The organism is Pseudomonas sp. C 49-2, assembly GCF_003970195.1.
Classification (GTDB): Bacteria; Pseudomonadota; Gammaproteobacteria; order Pseudomonadales; family Pseudomonadaceae; genus Aquipseudomonas; species Aquipseudomonas canadensis.
On the sequence record NZ_RXYG01000015.1, the window covers coordinates 46,814 to 63,118 of the forward strand.

A 16,305-nucleotide genomic window follows, 5' to 3' on the forward strand; every position below is an offset into this window, starting at 1 on the left:
CATGAGCGAAAAAAACCCCCTGCCGTTTGCCAAGACGCAATCGCGCGCGATGTTGCTGTGGGTGTTGGCGGTGCTGATCGGCCTACCGTTGATATTGCCCTCGGCGACCCTGGCCACCGAGATCCTGATCTTTGCGATGGCGGCCTTGGCCTGCAACCTGCTGCTGGGCTACACCGGCCTGCTCTCCTTCGGCCAAGGCATCTTCTTCGGGGCCGGCGCGTATTGCGCGGCGTTGCTGATGATCCACCTGCAACTGGGCCTGTTCACGGCGTTGCTCGGCGCCGCCGTGGCCGGTGGTTTCCTGGCGTTGCTGGTGGGCGCCCTGGCGATCCGTCGCACCGGCATCTACTTCGTGATGCTGACCCTGGCGTTCAGCCAGATGGCCTACTTTGTCGCCTACACCCTCAGCGACTGGACCGGTGGCGACAACGGCCTGCTCAGCGTGCCGCGCCCGGAGATCCGCGTGGGTGAAACGGTGCTGCTGTCACTGGCCGACGCCCGCGCCTTCTACGGCTTTGTCGCAGTGCTGTTCCTGCTGATCTTCATCGGCGCCCGCCGGGTGATCGCATCACCGTTCGGCAGCACCTTGATGGCGATCCGCGAAAACGAAACCCGCGCCTCGGCCATCGGCTATGACACACGCCACTTCAAGATCCTGGTGTTTGTGCTGTCCGGCGCGGTCACCGGAATTGCCGGCGCGCTTTACGCCATGCTGCTGCACTTTGTGCCGCTGTCGAATATCGACCTGGCAATGTCGGAAAACATCCTGATCATGACCATCGTCGGCGGCACCGGCTCGTTGTTCGGCTCATTGCTCGGTGCCGGTTCCATCGTGCTGCTCGGGGATTTCCTCTCCGACCTGTGGCCGCGCTGGCTGATGCTGCTGGGGGTGATCCTGATCCTGGTGGTGATCTTCATGCGCGGCGGTTTGTGGGGCGGCCTCGCGTCGCTGTTCGAAAAGGTACGCGGCCATCGCAAAACGGCCGTTGTCGCCAAGGAGGAAGGGCTATGAGCATCCTTTTGGAAACCAGAGACCTGGAACTGGCCTACGGCGCGTTCCATGCGGTGAACGGCGTGAACCTCAAGGTCGAGGCGGGCACTATCCATACCATCATCGGGCCCAACGGCGCGGGCAAGACCAGCCTGTTCCACTGCCTCACCGGCGAACGCCAGGCCACCGCCGGGGCGATCCACTTCGACGGCAAGAACCTGATGCGCAAGCCTGCCCACGGCCGCGTCGGCCTGGGTATGGCGCGCTCGTTCCAGCTCACCAGCCTGTTCCAGAACCTCAGCGTGCGCGAAAACCTGCGCCTGGCCGCCCAAGGTCGTGACGGCGCGCGCGCGTTGAATTTCTGGCGCCGCGTCGACAGCAAGCGCGAACACCTGGAGATGGCCGACCAGGTGCTGGAACGCCTGCAACTCACCGCCCGTGCCGACACCCTGGCCGGCGAGTTGTCCCACGGCCAGCAGCGGGTGCTGGAGGTGGGCATGTCGATCTGCTCCAAACCGAAACTGTTGATGCTGGATGAGCCTACCTCGGGCATGGGCATCGATGACATCCCAATCATGACGCAGTTGATCAGCGACCTCGGCCGCGACCACACGGTGCTGCTGATCGAACACAACATGAGCATCGTCATGTCCATCAGCCAACGCATCACGGTGATGAGCCACGGGCAGATCCTGGTCGAAGGCACACCGGAATTCGTGCGCGCCGATGAGCGCGTGCGCACCGCTTACCTTGGGGAGGCTGCCTGATGCTGATCGTTGAGAATATCCATTCCTACTACGACAAGAGCCACGTGCTGGAAGGCGTGTCGCTGACCGTCAACCCTGGCGAACTGGTGACGTTGCTGGGGCGTAATGGCGCCGGCAAGACCACCACCCTGCGCAGCATTCTCGGCATCATCTGCCCGCGCCAGGGCCAGATCCACTTCAACGGCCAGGCACTGGTGGGCCAGAAGATCTTCGAAATTGCCCGCCAGGGCCTGGCGTTGGTGCCGGAGAACCGTGGGATCTTCCGCCTGCTTACGGTCGAGGAAAACCTGCGCATCGCCGCACGCAAGGCCAGCCGCTGGCAGCTCGAAGACGTGTACGCCATGTTCCCGCGCCTCAAGGAGCGGCGCAAAAACGCTGGCCACGCGTTGTCCGGCGGCGAGCAACAAATGCTCGCCATCGCCCGCGCCCTGCTCAACGATCCCAAGCTGCTGATCCTCGATGAACCCACCGAAGGCCTGGCCCCGGTCATCGTCGACGAGTTGGTGAAGATCCTGCGTAAGGTCAAGGACGACGGCCTGCCGGTGCTGCTGGTGGAACAAAACCTGATGGTCTGCGACAAGCTCGCCGACCGCCATTACGTGCTTGAACAGGGCCGCGTGGTCTACGAGGGCAGCGCCGAAGCCTTCCGCGCCGACCCGACCATCAAAAACCGTTATTTGGCCCTGAGTGCCTGACCGGAGACTACTGATGAATAGTTTTGCGCAACCGCTCAAGAGCAACGCCCCGCTGATCAACCGCGACCGCTTGTGGCAATCGCTGATGGACCTGGCCCAGCTCGGCGCCACCGTCAAAGGTGGCGTGTGCCGCTTGGCGCTGACCGACCTGGATCGCCAGGCCCGCGACCTGTTTGTGCAATGGTGCGAGGCCGCCGGGTGCAGCGTCAGTGTCGACGCTATCGGCAATATCTTTGCGCGCCGTGCCGGGCGCAACCCGGCCCTGCCCCCGGTGATGACCGGCAGCCACATCGACACCCAACCCACCGGCGGCAAGTTCGACGGGTGCTACGGGGTAATGGCGGGACTGGAAGTGATCCGCACCCTGAATGATTTGAAGATTGAAACCGAAGCGCCGATCGAAGTGGTGGTGTGGACCAATGAAGAAGGCTCGCGTTTTCCGCCGTGCATGATGGGTTCCGGGGTGTTTGCCGGTAAGTTCGATTTGCAGGACACCCTCGATAAGCTCGATGACCAGGGCCTGTCAGTCGGCGCCGAATTGCAGCGCATTGGATACGCCGGCTCCCGCGCCGTGCTCGGCCACCCGGTCGGTGCCTACTTCGAAGCACATATCGAACAAGGCCCGGTACTGGAAGACCAGGCCACTACCATTGGCGTGGTCATGGGTTGCCTGGGCCAGAAATGGTTCGACCTGACCTTCACCGGCGTCGAAGCCCACGCCGGCCCGACGCCGATGCACCTGCGCAAGGACGCCCTGGTCGGCGCCGCCGAGGTGGTCAGCGCGGTCAACCGCATCGCCCATCAACAGCAACCCCACGCCTGCGGTACGGTCGGTTGCCTGAGCCTGCATCCCGGCTCGCGCAACGTGATTCCCGGCCAGGTGCACATGACCCTCGACCTGCGTCATCTGCACGCGGACAAGCTGCAAGCCATGGTTGATGAAGTGCGCAGCGTGATCGAAGCCGCCGCCGCCAGGCACGGGTTGGCATATGAACTGACGCCAACCGCCGACTTCCCACCGCTGGACTTCGCCCCAGCCTGCGTCAATGCCGTGCGTGAAGGCGCCGAGGCCTTGGGCTTGAGCCATATGGACATCGTCAGCGGTGCCGGCCACGACGCGATTTTTGTCGCCGAACTGGGTCCGGCCGGGATGATCTTTGTACCGTGCGAAGGCGGCATCAGCCATAACGAAATCGAAAACGCCGCGCCGGACGACCTGGCGGCAGGCTGCGCGGTGTTGTTGCGCGCCATGGTCAACGCAGCGCAGGGGGACGTGGCATGAGCGAGATCGGCCAACTGACGGCGGTGCAACTGCTGCAGCATTTTCGCGACAAGACCTTGTCGCCGGTGGAAGTGACCGAGGACGCCTTGCTGCGTATCGAACGCTTCAATCCAGTGGTGAATGCCTATTGCCACGTGGACCCGGAAGGTGCGCTGAACGCCGCGCGCGCCTCGGAACAACGCTGGCTGAACGGCCAACCCTGCGGTCCGTTGGACGGCGTGCCGTCTTCGATCAAGGACCTGACGCTGACAATCGGCATGCCCACCCGCAAGGGCTCACGCACCTCGTCCGCCGACGGGCCGTGGGAGGTGGACGCGCCCTTCCCGGCCTTTATGCGCAAGGCCGGTGCGGTGCTGCTGGGCAAAACCACCACCCCTGAATTCGGCTGGAAAGGCGTGACCGACAATCCGCTGTACGGCATCACCCGCAACCCCTGGGACACCCGCACCACAGCAGGCGGTTCATCCGGCGGCGCGGGCGCGGCGGCGGCATTGAACCTGGGCGTGCTGCACCAAGGCAGCGATGCGGGCGGTTCGATTCGGATTCCCTGTGCATTTACCGGCACCTTCGGGATCAAGCCGACCTTCGGTTATGTGCCGCAATGGCCGGCCAGCTCCATGACGATCCTCTCGCACCTGGGGCCGATGACCCGCACGGTGGAAGACAGCGTATTGATGCTGCAGACCATCGCGCAACCGGATGCTCGGGACGGGTTGATCGGTGCGCCGAGGACCACACCGTGGTTGTCGGGCGCGGCGGATTTGAAAGGGCTGCGCGTGGCTTACAGTCCGAACTTCGGTTACGTGGAGGTCGACCCGCAAGTGGCCAAGGTGGTCGCGGAGGCGGTGCGAGGCCTGGAACAACTGGGCGCTCTTGTCGAGCAGATCGACCCCGGCTTCAGTGACCCGCTGGAAGTCTTCAGCACCTTATGGGCAGCCGGCGCTGCACGCCTGACCGGGCCCATGAGCGAGGCACAAAAACAACTGCTGGACCCCGGGCTGCTGCGCATAGCCCAACGCGGCGAGCGTTTGAGCCTTGACGACTTCAGCGCGGCCCTTGAAGCACGCGCAGCCCTGGTGGCACGCATGGCGGCGTTCCATGAGCACTACGATGTACTGGTGTCGCCGATGATGCCGATCACCGCGTTCGACGCCGGGCATGACGTGCCACCGGGTTCGGGTTTGCAGGAATGGACACAGTGGACACCGTTCACCTACCCCTTCAACCTGACGCAGCAACCGGCAGCCTCGGTGCCGTGTGGGCTGGCAGCGAACGGCTTGCCGGTGGGTTTGCACGTGGTGGGCGCGCGGTTTGCGGATGAGCAGGTGTTGAGGGTGTGCCAGGCGTACGCCAAAGCCTTCCCTACCCCGCACTTACAGGCACCAAAAACCCCAGTCTGAAATGCAATCTACTGTGGGAGCTGGCTTGCCTGCGATGGCGGCGTATCAGAGACAACTGGGTTGACTGAATCACCGCTATCGCAGGCAAGCCAGCTCCCACAGTTTCAACCACATTCCATTACACTGTCCCCCATTCATCCCCGGGGGCTTCATGGACATCGAACTGGCACGCACCTTCCTCGAAATCACCCGCTGCGGCAGCCTGGCCGCAGCAGCCGAGAAACTGCACGTCACCCAGACCGCCATCACCGCGCGGGTCAAAAGCCTCGAAAGCCAGCTAGGCAGCACACTGTTCATCCGCAACCGCGCCGGCGCCCGGCTGACCGCCGACGGCGAGGCCTTCGTGGTATACGCCAACCAGTTGCTGCAAACCTGGGAAGCCGCCAAACGCGACCTGCCGCTGCCCGATGGCTATCGCAACGTGCTGCACATCGGCGGCGAGGTCAGCCTGTGTAACCCGTTGATGCTCGGCTGGGCCCAAGCGTTACGCCAACACATCCCCGGCCATGCCCTGCGCACCGAAATCCGCGAAGGCGATTACCTGTTGCGCCAGCTGGAACTGGGCGTACTCGACGCTGCATTGGTGTTCCAGCCGCAATACTGGCCAGGTTTGCAGGTGGAACAGGTGCTGGAGGAAAAACTGATCCTGGTGCAGTTGGTGAGTAACCCGGCGCCCTACGTGTATATCGATTGGGGGCCCGGGTTTCGTCAACAACACGACGCCGCGCTGCCCGACAAGGCCCGTGCCGCGTTGAGTTTCAACCTGGGGCCGCTGGCATTGCAGTACATCCTTGAGAACGGTGGCGCCGGTTATTTCCGCACCCGCGTGGTGCAGAGTTACCTGGACAGCGGCGTAATGCAGCGTGTGCCCAAGGCGCCGGAATTCAGCTTCCCGACATACCTGGTGTATTCACGGGCGCGAGATTCGGCAGTGTTGCAACAGGCACTGGGGTTGCTGCGTGAGGTGGTCAAGGCCGAAAGCGACTGGTCGCAGCGTTGGGACCCATTGATTTGAAGCAACAATCTCCACCGCGCATGCTAGCCTGCGGGTGTTTCCTTTTGCAGCCTGACCGATGAACAAGAAGAAGTCCGTCACTATCAGCGACATCGCCAAACGGGTTGGCATGACCACCATCACGGTGTCTCGCGCACTGAGCAAACCCGACCTGGTCAAACCGGCCACTCTGGCGCGCATCCTCGAAGTGGCGCGGGAGATGGACTACGTGCCCAACGCCTTCGCACGCGGGCTCAAGCGCAGTGAGAGCCTGATCATCGGCGTGATCACCGCCTCCGTGGACAACCCGTTCTACAGCGAAATGATCAAGGCGATTTCCCGCGAGGCCAAACAGCACGGCTACACCATCATGCTGGTGGACACCGATGAGCTGGAGGAGCTGGAAAGCAAGGCCGTGGACACCCTGTTGGGCTACCGCGTGGCGGGGATCATTCTGTCGCCGGTCTCGGATGAACCGAGCTACCAGCCCGATTACCTCGAACGCTTGGGCAACGGCAAAACCCCAGTGGTGCTGCTCGATCGCACAATCCACGACAGCCCGTTCAGCCGCGTGGTGCTCGACAACTACCACAGCGGCACCCAGGCCGCGCACTACCTGCTGCGCCAGACGCCCGACCTCAAGCGCCTGCTGGTGCTGACCGGCCCCGAGCACTCACGCATCACCGTCGAACGCCTCAAGGGCCTGCGCGAAGTGCTGGCCGAGCACCCGCAGGTGCAGGTCGAAGTACAGGCCGGCGACTACACGCTGATGCCGTCCTACCTGCACACCCTCGACTACCTGGCCGAACACTCGGCGCCGGACGCGATCATGGGCTTCAACCAGTTGATCACCCTCGGCGCCTTGCGCGCACTGCGCATGCACAACATCGCCCATGACAGCCTGACCATCTGCGGCATTGACCGCCTGCCCTTCGCCGATATCTTCGGCGTGCCCATCGCCTGCGTGGCCCACGATGCGTCCCTGGCCGGCAGCAGCGCGGTGCGCCTGTTGCTCGATCGCCTGGAAGACCCGTTCAAGCCACGGGACAAGGTGGTGATCGCCGGTCAGTTGGAAAACGGCTAGCGGCTGGTGTAGCCACCGTCGATGGGCAGGCTCACGCCGCTGATCATGCTGGCGGCGCTGCTCAGCAGGAACAGCACCGGCAACGCCACTTCGACGGCTTCAGCAAAACGTCCCAATGGAATGGCCGCCAGCGCCGGGTCGCGCTTGGCCGGTTCGGACCAGGCCATGGCGGCCATCGGCGTGAGCGTGACGGTGGGGTTGACGCTGTTGACGCGAATGCCAAAGCGGCCCCACTCGGCGCATTGCACACGGGTGATCGCATCCAGCGCGGCCTTGGAGGCGCAGTAGCCGAGGTGATCGTCCAGGGCCACCAGCGAGGCCTGGCTGGAGACATTGACGATGCTGCCGGCGATTTGTGCTTCGATCATTTTCGCCGCCACGCGGCTGGCGACCTGGGCGGCGGCGCGGGCGTTGACCTGCATCACTTGGTCAAAGGCTTCGGCGCTGATGGCGGCAGCCGGCTCCAGCCGCGAGATGCCGGCGCAGTTGACCAGGCCGTGCAGCGGCGGCAGGTCCTTCAAGACGTTGTCGAGGGCGGCGCTGTCGGCGATGTCCAGGCACAAGGTGTGGCAGCCGAGTTCGGCCAAGGCTTGGGCGTCGCGGCCGAGAGCAAAGACATCGGCGCCGCTGGCGATCAGTTGCAAAGCGATTTCGCGCCCAATGCCGCTGCTGGCGCCGGTGACGAGGATGCGATGGTGGGTGAAGTCGAAGGCTGCGTTCATGAATAGAGATCTCAAAAACAATGAAGATCCAATGTGGGAGCTGGCTTGCCTGCGATAGCGGTGGTTCAGCTAGTACATTTGCGACTGATACACCGCTATCGCAGGCAAGCCAGCTCCCACATTTGGACTGTGTTGAATCAGTTGGTTTGTAGGTTATGCATGATCGGTTTCAGGGCGGGATACAGCTTCAAATACTCGGCAAACGCCCGGTCATAAACCCCGACGTTTTCAACCTTTGGCTCCGCCCGCAGCGCCAACTGCACCCACCCTTTATCCATCTCCCCATCGCTCACCAACCCCACCGTGTGCGCCGCCAACAACGCCGCCCCCAGCGCCGCTTCCACCTCCTGGACAATGGTGTACACCGGGTAGCGCGTGACATCCGCGATGATCTGCATCCACAGATCCGAATGGCTCGCCCCGCCCACCACGATCAAGCGCGGGTCCAGGGAATGCGCGCCGCGTGTGCCCGCTTCGATGTTGTGTCGCAGGGCAAAACTCACGCCCTCCAGCACCGCGCGATACAGGTGAATACGGCTGTGGTAGAGATTCAAGCCGACAAAACTGCCACTGGCACGGTCATCCCACACCGGACTGCGCTCGCCCATCAGGTACGGCAGGAACAACAGGCCTTCGCTGCCGGCCGGGATGTTCATCGCGCGCTGTTCCAGCAGCACCAGGCTGTCCTGGCCGGTGGCCTTGGCTTGTTGCTCTTCGGCCTGGCAGAACTGCTCGCGAAACCAACTGACCGACGCGCCTGCCGTGATCGCACCGCCAAAGATGTACAGGTCGCGGTGGCCGTTGTAGACGTGGGGCATGCTCACCAAGCCATGGTGTGCATCCACTTGCTGGTTGAGGTAACCCCAGCACATGCTGGTGCCGATCATTGCCACGTGATTGCCTGGCTGCGTCACCCCTGCGGCCAGCGTTGCCATGGCCGCATCGACGCCACCGGCCAGAATCGGTGTGCCCGCCTGCAGGCCCAGACGCGCAGCCCAACCCTCCAGCAACCCACCGACGACTTCCCCGGAATACACCAGGCGCTCCGGCATCATGGTGTGCGGTATGCCCAGCGCATCAAGCATTTCGGCGGACCAGCCGCGCACCTTCACGTCGTAGACGCCACCGATATTGCCGGCGCTGCTATGGTCCACCGCCAACTCGCCGGTGAGGCACCAGTTGATGTAGCTGTTGGGCGGTAGCAGGTAGCGAGTCTTGGCCCACACCTCGGGCTGGTGCTGCTTGAGCCAGAGCATCTTGGTGAAGCCGTAGTAGCTGTCCACCGAGTTGCCGGTGATCGCGAACAGCCGCTGCAGGTCCACCTGCTCGCGCACCCAGGCCACCTGCTCGCCAGCACGGCGGTCCATCCAGATCAGGCACGGGTGCAGCGGCGTGATTTGTGCATCCACCGCAATCCCCGAGCCGCCGTACAGGCTGCTGATACACAACGCCTTGATCTGCTGCGCCGCCACGCCGGCCTTGGCCATACACTGCGCAACGCAAGCCTCGACGGCGTCCAGCCAGACCTGCGGCCATTGCTCGGCCCAGCGCACTTTCGGGGTATCCACACGATACCCCTGGCTGTGCTGGGCGATGATCGTACCTTGACCATCCACCAGCAGCGCCTTGGTGCTCTGGGTTCCTATATCAACACCCATCACGTAGTTCATTTTCAGGCCACCGGCTTCAACAGCACCTTGATCGACTGGGTCGAGTTGGCCAACGCGAAGGCTTCGGCAAAGTCGTCCAGCGGGAAGTCATGGGTAACGATGCCCTTGGACGTGACCAGGCCACGCTCGAACAGGTCGATGGCGATCGGGTAGCAATACGGCCCGAGATGAGCGCCGCGTACGTCCAGCTCCTTGCGGTCACCGATGATCGACCAGTCGACGCTGGTCTCGGCACCGAACACGCTGAACTCGACAAAACGCCCGAGCTTGCGGATCAGGTCCAGGCCCTGGGTCACGCCGGCCGGCACGCCTGTGGTTTCGATGTAGACGTCGCAGCCGTAGTTGTCGGTCAGGCCGTTGATAATCGCGCGGGCGTTATCGCGCGACGGGTTGATCACCACATCGGCGCCGAATTTTTTCGCCAGTTCCAGGCGCTCGTCGACCATGTCGATCACCACCAGTTTCTTCGGGGTTTTCAACGCAGCGACCTGGACCATGCACAACCCGAGGGTGCCGGCACCGGCGATCACCACCACGTCGTCGAGCTGGACATCGCCACGGTTGACGGTATGGATCGAACAGGCCATCGGTTCCACCAGCGCCGAGTCTTCCAGCGACACCGACTCGGGGATCTTGTGCACGATGGCGGTCTTGGGAATGCGCATATACTGGGCCATGCCGCCTTCGGCCACTTCACGCTGGAAGCCGAAGATGTTGTGCACTTCGCACATCCAGTACTTGCCCGACTTGCAGAAACGGCACTTGCCGCACGGCACGATCTGTTCGGCGATCACCTTGTCGCCCACCGCGACGTCGAAGTGCTCTTCGGCGCCCTCGCCCACTTCCACCACATAGCCAAAAAATTCGTGCCCCGGTACGACCGGCGCCTTCACCCACGGGTTGTCGCCGCCCCAGAACATCGCTGCGCCCGAGTGGCACTTGCAGTCACTGGCGCAGATGCCACAGGCAGCGATACGGATCACCAGTTCATTGGCGCGTGCCTGGGGTTTGCCGATGCGTTCCAGGCGGTAGTCTTTGGGGCCGTGGCAGACAACGGCTTGCATTTCGGTGTGCTTGTCCATGGTGTCGGGTCCTGTGCTTGTGAGGAGTTTATTTGTGGCGCTGACGGCTGATAAAAATCGCCAGCAAAATGATTGCGCCCTTGATCACGCTCTGGACATAGGGCGACACGCCCAGCATGTTCAGGCCGTTGTTCAACACGCCGAGCAACATGGCGCCGAGTAAGGTGCCAACGATCACCCCGCGCCCGCCGGCAATCGAGGCACCGCCGAGTACCACGGCGGCAATCGCGTCCAGTTCGAACGACACGCCGGCGTTCGGCTGGCCGCTCATCAGGCGCGAGGTCAATACCAGCCCGGCAATCGCCGCCGTAAGGCCGCTGATGCCGTACACCAGCAACTTGAAACGCGCCGCACGCACGCCGGACAACCGCACCGCTTCTTCATTGCCGCCGATGGCGTAGATGTAGCGGCCGATGCGCGTGTGTTGCAGCAGCACGTAGGCCGCCAGGTAGGTGAGCAGCATGATCAGGATCGGCACCTGGATACCAAACAGGCTTTCGCGGCCGAAAAACGCAAACCAATCCGGCAACCCGGAAATCGGGTAGCCATCGGTGTACATCAGGCCCAGGCCACGGGCGATGCCCATGGTCGCCAGGGTCACGATGATCGGCGGCATGTGCAGGTAGGCGACGAACAAGCCGTTGCCGATGCCAAAGGCCACGCCGATCAACATGCCCGCGCCAATCGCCAGGCCGGGCGGCAGGCCTGCGACCATCAACCCGGCTGTGAGCGTGCCGGACAAGGCCATCACCGGCCCTACCGACAGATCGATGCCGCCGGTGAGGATCACGCAGGTCATGCCCACCGCGATGATCGCGTTGATCGACACCTGGCGGGCGATGTTCGACAGGTTGCTGGCGGTGAGGAAGGTGTCGCTGGCGAGGATCATCACCAGGGTCACCACCACCAGCCCGACGAAGGGATAAAATGCCGGCGAGCGCACCAGCCGCGCCAGGTTCAGGCGCAACCGGCTGCTGTCGCCGGTACTAATGGACGTATTCACTTGAGCCCCCTGTTGCATGGCGCATGACCTCTTGAGGATTGACGGCAGATGCTTCGAGTACCTTGACGATGGCGCCCTTGTGGAACACGGCGACGCGGTCGCACATGCCGATAACTTCCGGCAATTCGGAGGAAATCATGATGATTGCGTAGCCTTGTTCGGTGAGGCTGCGCATCAGCGCGTAGATCTGCGCCTTGGCCCCCACATCGATGCCACGGGTGGGTTCGTCGAACACCAGCACGTCGCAGTGATGGTTGATCCAACGGGCGATCACCACCTTTTGCTGGTTGCCGCCGCTGAGGTTGAACACCCGGCTTTCACTGCTGGGGGCCTTGATCGACAGTTGCTTCATCAGGCCTTCGACGCTGGCGCATTCGCGGTTCTTGTCGATCAGGCCCGAGGCGTTCTGGTATTTGGGCAGGTTGTTCAGCGAGATGTTTTCGCGAATGCTGAAGTCGGTGATCAGCCCTTCGCTCTTGCGGCTTTCCGGGAGCAGGCCGATGCCGTGGGCCAGGGCCTGGGCCGGGTCGTCGAGGGTGATTTTCTCACCGCGCAGCCACACGTCTTTGCTCACCGACGGCAGCGCGCCCATCATGCCCAGGGCCAGTTCGGTACGACCGGAACCGACCAGGCCGGCAAAGCCGAGGATCTCGCCCTTGTGCAGCTGGAAGCTGTTGTGCGGGCCGTTGCGCACCAGTTGGATGTCCTTGACCTCCAGCAACAGCGGGCCACGCTCGGTGTTCGGTTTGGGTGGAAAACTGCATTCCAGGCGGCGCCCGACCATCATCTCGACCAGCCGGTCGATATCACTGTCAGCCACATCGGTAACGCCCACATTGCCGCCGTCGCGCAACACGCTGATGCGGTCGCACACCTGGAAAATCTCCTCCAGGTGATGGGAGATGAAAATCACCGCCACACCCTGGCGCTTGAGTTCGCGCATGATGTCGAACAGCAGCTCAGCCTCGCTCGGTGTCAGCGTGGCAGTCGGTTCATCCAACACCAGCAGGCGCGCATCCAGGGCCAGGGCCTTGGCGATTTCGACAAACTGCTGCTCGGCCACGCTCAGGTGCTTGACCGCACATTGCAGGTCGATGGTCACGCCGAGGCGCTTGAACAACGCCTCGCTGGCCTCGACCATTTCGCGCTTGCGCAACAGGCCGAAACGGTTACTCAGCTCATGGCCGAGGAAGATGTTTTCCACGGCAGTGAGGTAGGGAATCAGGCTGAACTCCTGGAACACGATGCCGATGCCGGCGGCGATTGCGTCGCGATAGGTCGCGAACTGCTGCGCCTGGCCATCGATCAGGATCTGGCCTTCGTCTTGATGCTCGACGCCGCCGAGGATCTTCATCAGCGTCGATTTGCCCGCGCCATTTTCGCCGAGCAAGGCATGAATCTCACCGCGCTCGACTTGCAGGTTGATGGACTTGAGGGCCTGTACGCCCGGGTACCGCTTACAGATGTTTTCCAACTTAAGAAGACTGCTCATACCGCCGACCTCGTATTCAGAAGGATGACCTGGGCCCCACGGTAGGCGTGGGGCCTGGGCGATTTACCAGCTGAAATCCTTGGCCTTGGCCTGGTCGATCAGGGTGATATCCACCGGGATGGTGGCCGGCACCTGCGAGCCCCACTTCTTGGCCAGGGCAATGCCCAGGGCCAGGCGGATCTGGTCGCGCGGGTACTGCGCTGAGGTGGCGATGAACTTGCTACCGGGCTTCTGGATCGCCTTGATCGCTTCCGGCGCGCCGTCGACGCTGACCAGCTTCACGTCCAACCCGCTGGCTTCGATGGCCGAGAGCGCGCCGAGGGACCCGTTGTCATTCACACTGAAAATGCCCTTGAGGGTGGGCTGGGCCTGCAGCATGTTTTCGGTGACGGTCAGCGCCTGGTCACGTTCCTGCTTGCCGTTCTGGATGCTGACGATCTTGATATCGGGGTGCTTGGCCACGGCCTCTTTGCAACCGCGCACACGCTCCAGGATCGGCACCACGGCGATGCCGTCGAGGATCGCGATATTGCCTTTGTCGCCGATGTTCTTGGCCAGGTATTCACAGGCCTGGAAGCCAGCGTCAAAGTTCTTCGAGCCGACGAAGGAATCCAGCGGGCCGTCGGCTTGGGCGTCTACCGCGACGACCACAACACCGGCGGCGTGGGCAGACTTGACCGCCGATTGCACGCCGACCGAATCCGTAGGGTTGATCAGCAGGATGTCGATGCCTTTTTGCAGCATGTCTTCGACGTCACTGACTTGCTTGGACACGTCGTGACGGGCGTCGGTAATGATCAGTTTCGCGCCGATGGTCGCCCCGGCTTCTTCCAGGGCGTTTTTCATGGTGACGAAATAGGGATTGTTGATTTCCTGGAAGGACGCGCCGATGCGGATCGGCTTGGCAGCTTCGGCGAATGCTGGGGAGACAGTGCCGAGGGTGATGCTTACAGCCAATAAACACAGGGTTTTCGGGAGCATTTTCATGGCGTGATTCTCTGTTTTGTTTTTATTGTTAGAGCAAATGTTATCGTTAACATTTTGCGAGAAACTAACAAGGAAAACAGGCGTGTGCAAGCCCCCACTGGTCGGTCGGGGTGGGATAACACTCAATAGAGAACTCGGTTAAATGTGGGAGCTGGCTTGCCTGCGATGGCATCACCTTGGTCTGACTGAAAGACCGAGGCGTCTGCATCGCAGGCAAGCCAGCTCCCACACTTGATTGGCGTTGCCTTCGAAAACTCGCACATTCCCTGGCGCCAACTAAGCTCACTTTCCAACAAAAAAACACCGAGCAACCCGCCATGGACCACCCCACCGAGACCTTTCGCGCCCGTTACCGCGCCACTGTCGCGCCCCACTACAACCCTTGGCTGCACGCCAGTTTCGTGTTCGGCTACGGCATCGTGTGCATCGCCCTTGCCTGGTCATCCACGCATCAGATCAGCGCCGTGCAATGGCTGACCGTGCCGCTGACCCTGGTGTTCTTCAACCTCTGCATCTACCTCGTGCACCGTCACCTCGGCCACCACAAGCACGCCTTGGCCCGGCTGTTCTACGCACGCCACACCGGCGATCATCACAGTTTCTTCACCCCCGGCCACATGACCTACGACAGCCCCCGTGACTGGCGCGTCATCCTGTTCCCGGCCTGGCTGATCGTGCTGCACAGCTTGGCAATCACCCTGCCTGCCTGGTGGTTGCTCAAACAATTGAGCCTCAATGTCGCCGGCCTGTTCGCGGGGTGCATGATCCTCGGGTATTTACTTTACGAAGTGTTTCACGCCTGCGAGCACCTGCCCGCCAGCCACCCGGTGGCGCGCTTGCCGTGGATCCGCCAGATGCACCATTTGCACGCCCTGCATCACCGCCGCGAACTGATGCAGGGGCGCAACTTCAACATCGTCCTTCCCCTGATGGATTACCTGCTCGGCACCCTGCATTGGGAACCGAGCATCAACGACAACCAGGAATCGTCATGAGTACCCGTCCCAAAAAACTGCGTCATCTGCTGTTTCTACTGCTTCTGACGGTGGTCGCCTTTCTGCTGTTGATGCCGACCAAAGTGCAACCCGTAAACTGGACGCCACCCACGGCGCCGTCGGTGAAGAGCGGCCTTTACACCGAGAACCAGCGCCTCAAGGGCGTGCAGAAAATCGGCGCCCAGGACATCGCCGGGCCCGAGGCCTTGCTGCTGGATGCCCAGGGTTTTTTGATCAGCGGCTTGCATGACGGGCGCATCATCCGCACCTCGCCCGACAGCCGCAGCCTGGAAGTATTGGCCAATACCGGCGGAAGGCCCCTGGGCCTGGCGCTGCACCCGGATGGGCGCCTGATCATTGCCGACGGGATCAAGGGCTTGCTCGCCCTGGATGCAAAACACCAACTCACTACGTTGAGCACCAGTGCCAACGGCCTGCCCTTCGGTTTCACCGATGACGTCACCGTGGACGCGAGCGGGCGTTATGCCTACTTCAGCGATGCGTCGAGTCGCTGGGGCTACGGGCAGGACGGCGAAGCGGTGATCGAACATGGCGGCGACGGTCGGCTGCTGCGCTATGACTTCAGCAACGGCAGCACCGACGTGCTGCTGGACCAACTGCAATTCGCCAATGGCGTGGCCTTGGGCCCGGATGAAAACTTCGTGCTGGTGAATGAAACCGGCGCCTACCGCATCAGCCGTTACTGGCTCAAGGGCGAGCGCGCCGGTACCCATGACCTGTTTATCGACAACCTGCCCGGCCTGCCGGACAACCTTAGCTTCAACGGTCAGGACCGTTTCTGGGTAGCGCTGTATTCGCCACGCAATCCGTTGCTTGACAGCTTTGCCGGCTACCCATTGCTGCGCAAGGTGATGGTGCGGGCACTGATGGTGGTGCCCAAGCCTATCGAACGCAAAGCCTTCGTACTGGGCTTGGATACCGAAGGTAAGGTCATCGCCAACCTGCAGGACGGCAGCCCGGGGAACTACTCGCCGATCACCACCGCACGGGAATATGGAAACTGGTTGTACCTGGGCTCGTTGAAAGGCACGAGCATGGCGCGGCTACCGCTGGACCTGGCATTGGCGGGCGAATAAAAAAGGGGCAGCCTCGTCAGGCTGCCCCTTCTCACTCACACCGT

At 62.4% G+C, this 16,305-nt stretch carries 15 protein-coding genes; 9 read left to right on the forward strand and 6 right to left on the reverse strand.

The features are described 5' to 3' along the window. Window position 1: 1 nt before the first annotated feature. The 7 genes from EJ576_RS24690 (at window position 2) to EJ576_RS24720 (ending at window position 7,213) form a co-directional block, all read left to right on the forward strand. Window positions 2-1,012 carry a branched-chain amino acid ABC transporter permease gene (locus EJ576_RS24690; protein ID WP_028616998.1) on the forward strand — a complete coding sequence of 337 codons (1,011 nt, stop codon included), beginning with the start codon at window positions 2-4 and terminating at the stop codon, window positions 1,010-1,012. Next, window positions 1,009-1,758, forward strand: coding sequence for an ABC transporter ATP-binding protein (locus EJ576_RS24695; RefSeq protein ID WP_038849033.1), 750 nt, complete (start codon window positions 1,009-1,011; stop codon window positions 1,756-1,758). Before EJ576_RS24690 ends, EJ576_RS24695 begins: the two co-directional genes overlap by 4 nt. Continuing rightward, window positions 1,758-2,453: an ABC transporter ATP-binding protein gene (locus tag EJ576_RS24700; RefSeq protein WP_126571354.1), complete on the forward strand. Its 696-nt coding sequence runs from the start codon at window positions 1,758-1,760 to the stop codon at window positions 2,451-2,453. The genes EJ576_RS24695 and EJ576_RS24700 overlap by 1 nt, the downstream gene beginning before the upstream one ends. Window positions 2,454-2,466: 13 nt before the next feature. Continuing rightward, window positions 2,467-3,735 carry a Zn-dependent hydrolase gene (locus EJ576_RS24705; protein WP_028617001.1) on the forward strand — a complete coding sequence of 423 codons (1,269 nt, stop codon included), beginning with the start codon at window positions 2,467-2,469 and terminating at the stop codon, window positions 3,733-3,735. Beyond that, on the forward strand, window positions 3,732-5,135 hold the full coding sequence (locus EJ576_RS24710; protein WP_126571355.1) for an amidase: 1,404 nt from the start codon (window positions 3,732-3,734) through the stop codon (window positions 5,133-5,135). The genes EJ576_RS24705 and EJ576_RS24710 overlap by 4 nt, the downstream gene beginning before the upstream one ends. 151 nt (window positions 5,136-5,286) lie before the next feature. After that, the gene (locus EJ576_RS24715; RefSeq protein WP_122729302.1) at window positions 5,287-6,150 is read left to right on the forward strand and encodes a LysR family transcriptional regulator; all 864 of its coding nucleotides are present in this window, start codon (window positions 5,287-5,289) and stop codon (window positions 6,148-6,150) included. Between the two features lie 58 nt (window positions 6,151-6,208). Then, window positions 6,209-7,213, forward strand: a complete 1,005-nt coding sequence (locus EJ576_RS24720) for a LacI family DNA-binding transcriptional regulator (RefSeq protein WP_126571356.1) — start codon at window positions 6,209-6,211, stop codon at window positions 7,211-7,213. On the opposite strand, the gene EJ576_RS24725 is transcribed toward EJ576_RS24720, so the two are convergent. From EJ576_RS24725 to EJ576_RS24750, 6 genes are all read right to left on the reverse strand, one after another. Continuing rightward, window positions 7,210-7,935 carry an SDR family oxidoreductase gene (locus EJ576_RS24725; protein ID WP_126571357.1) on the reverse strand — a complete coding sequence of 242 codons (726 nt, stop codon included), beginning with the start codon at window positions 7,933-7,935 and terminating at the stop codon, window positions 7,210-7,212. The genes EJ576_RS24720 and EJ576_RS24725 overlap by 4 nt on opposite strands. A 137-nt stretch (window positions 7,936-8,072) precedes the next feature. Beyond that, window positions 8,073-9,605 (reverse strand): FGGY-family carbohydrate kinase, encoded by a 1,533-nt coding sequence (locus EJ576_RS24730; RefSeq protein ID WP_122729307.1) that lies wholly within the window; start codon window positions 9,603-9,605, stop codon window positions 8,073-8,075. Between the two features lie 2 nt (window positions 9,606-9,607). Continuing rightward, window positions 9,608-10,687, reverse strand: a complete 1,080-nt coding sequence (locus EJ576_RS24735) for an alcohol dehydrogenase catalytic domain-containing protein (protein ID WP_126571358.1) — start codon at window positions 10,685-10,687, stop codon at window positions 9,608-9,610. Between the two features lie 28 nt (window positions 10,688-10,715). Further along, on the reverse strand, window positions 10,716-11,708 hold the full coding sequence (locus EJ576_RS24740; protein ID WP_122729311.1) for an ABC transporter permease: 993 nt from the start codon (window positions 11,706-11,708) through the stop codon (window positions 10,716-10,718). Then, a complete protein-coding gene (locus EJ576_RS24745; RefSeq protein ID WP_028617009.1) occupies window positions 11,674-13,182 on the reverse strand; it encodes a sugar ABC transporter ATP-binding protein in 1,509 nt (502 codons plus the stop codon). Before EJ576_RS24745 ends, EJ576_RS24740 begins: the two co-directional genes overlap by 35 nt. 63 nt (window positions 13,183-13,245) lie before the next feature. After that, window positions 13,246-14,169, reverse strand: a complete 924-nt coding sequence (locus tag EJ576_RS24750) for a substrate-binding domain-containing protein (protein WP_123476060.1) — start codon at window positions 14,167-14,169, stop codon at window positions 13,246-13,248. Window positions 14,170-14,486: 317 nt separating this feature from the next. Between EJ576_RS24750 and EJ576_RS24760 the strand changes: the two genes are divergently transcribed. Then, complete coding sequence (locus tag EJ576_RS24760; protein ID WP_126571359.1) at window positions 14,487-15,164, forward strand: sterol desaturase family protein; 678 nt, start codon at window positions 14,487-14,489, stop codon at window positions 15,162-15,164. Further along, window positions 15,161-16,261 carry an SMP-30/gluconolactonase/LRE family protein gene (locus EJ576_RS24765; protein ID WP_122729315.1) on the forward strand — a complete coding sequence of 367 codons (1,101 nt, stop codon included), beginning with the start codon at window positions 15,161-15,163 and terminating at the stop codon, window positions 16,259-16,261. Before EJ576_RS24760 ends, EJ576_RS24765 begins: the two co-directional genes overlap by 4 nt. The last annotated feature ends 44 nt before the right edge of the window (window positions 16,262-16,305 follow it).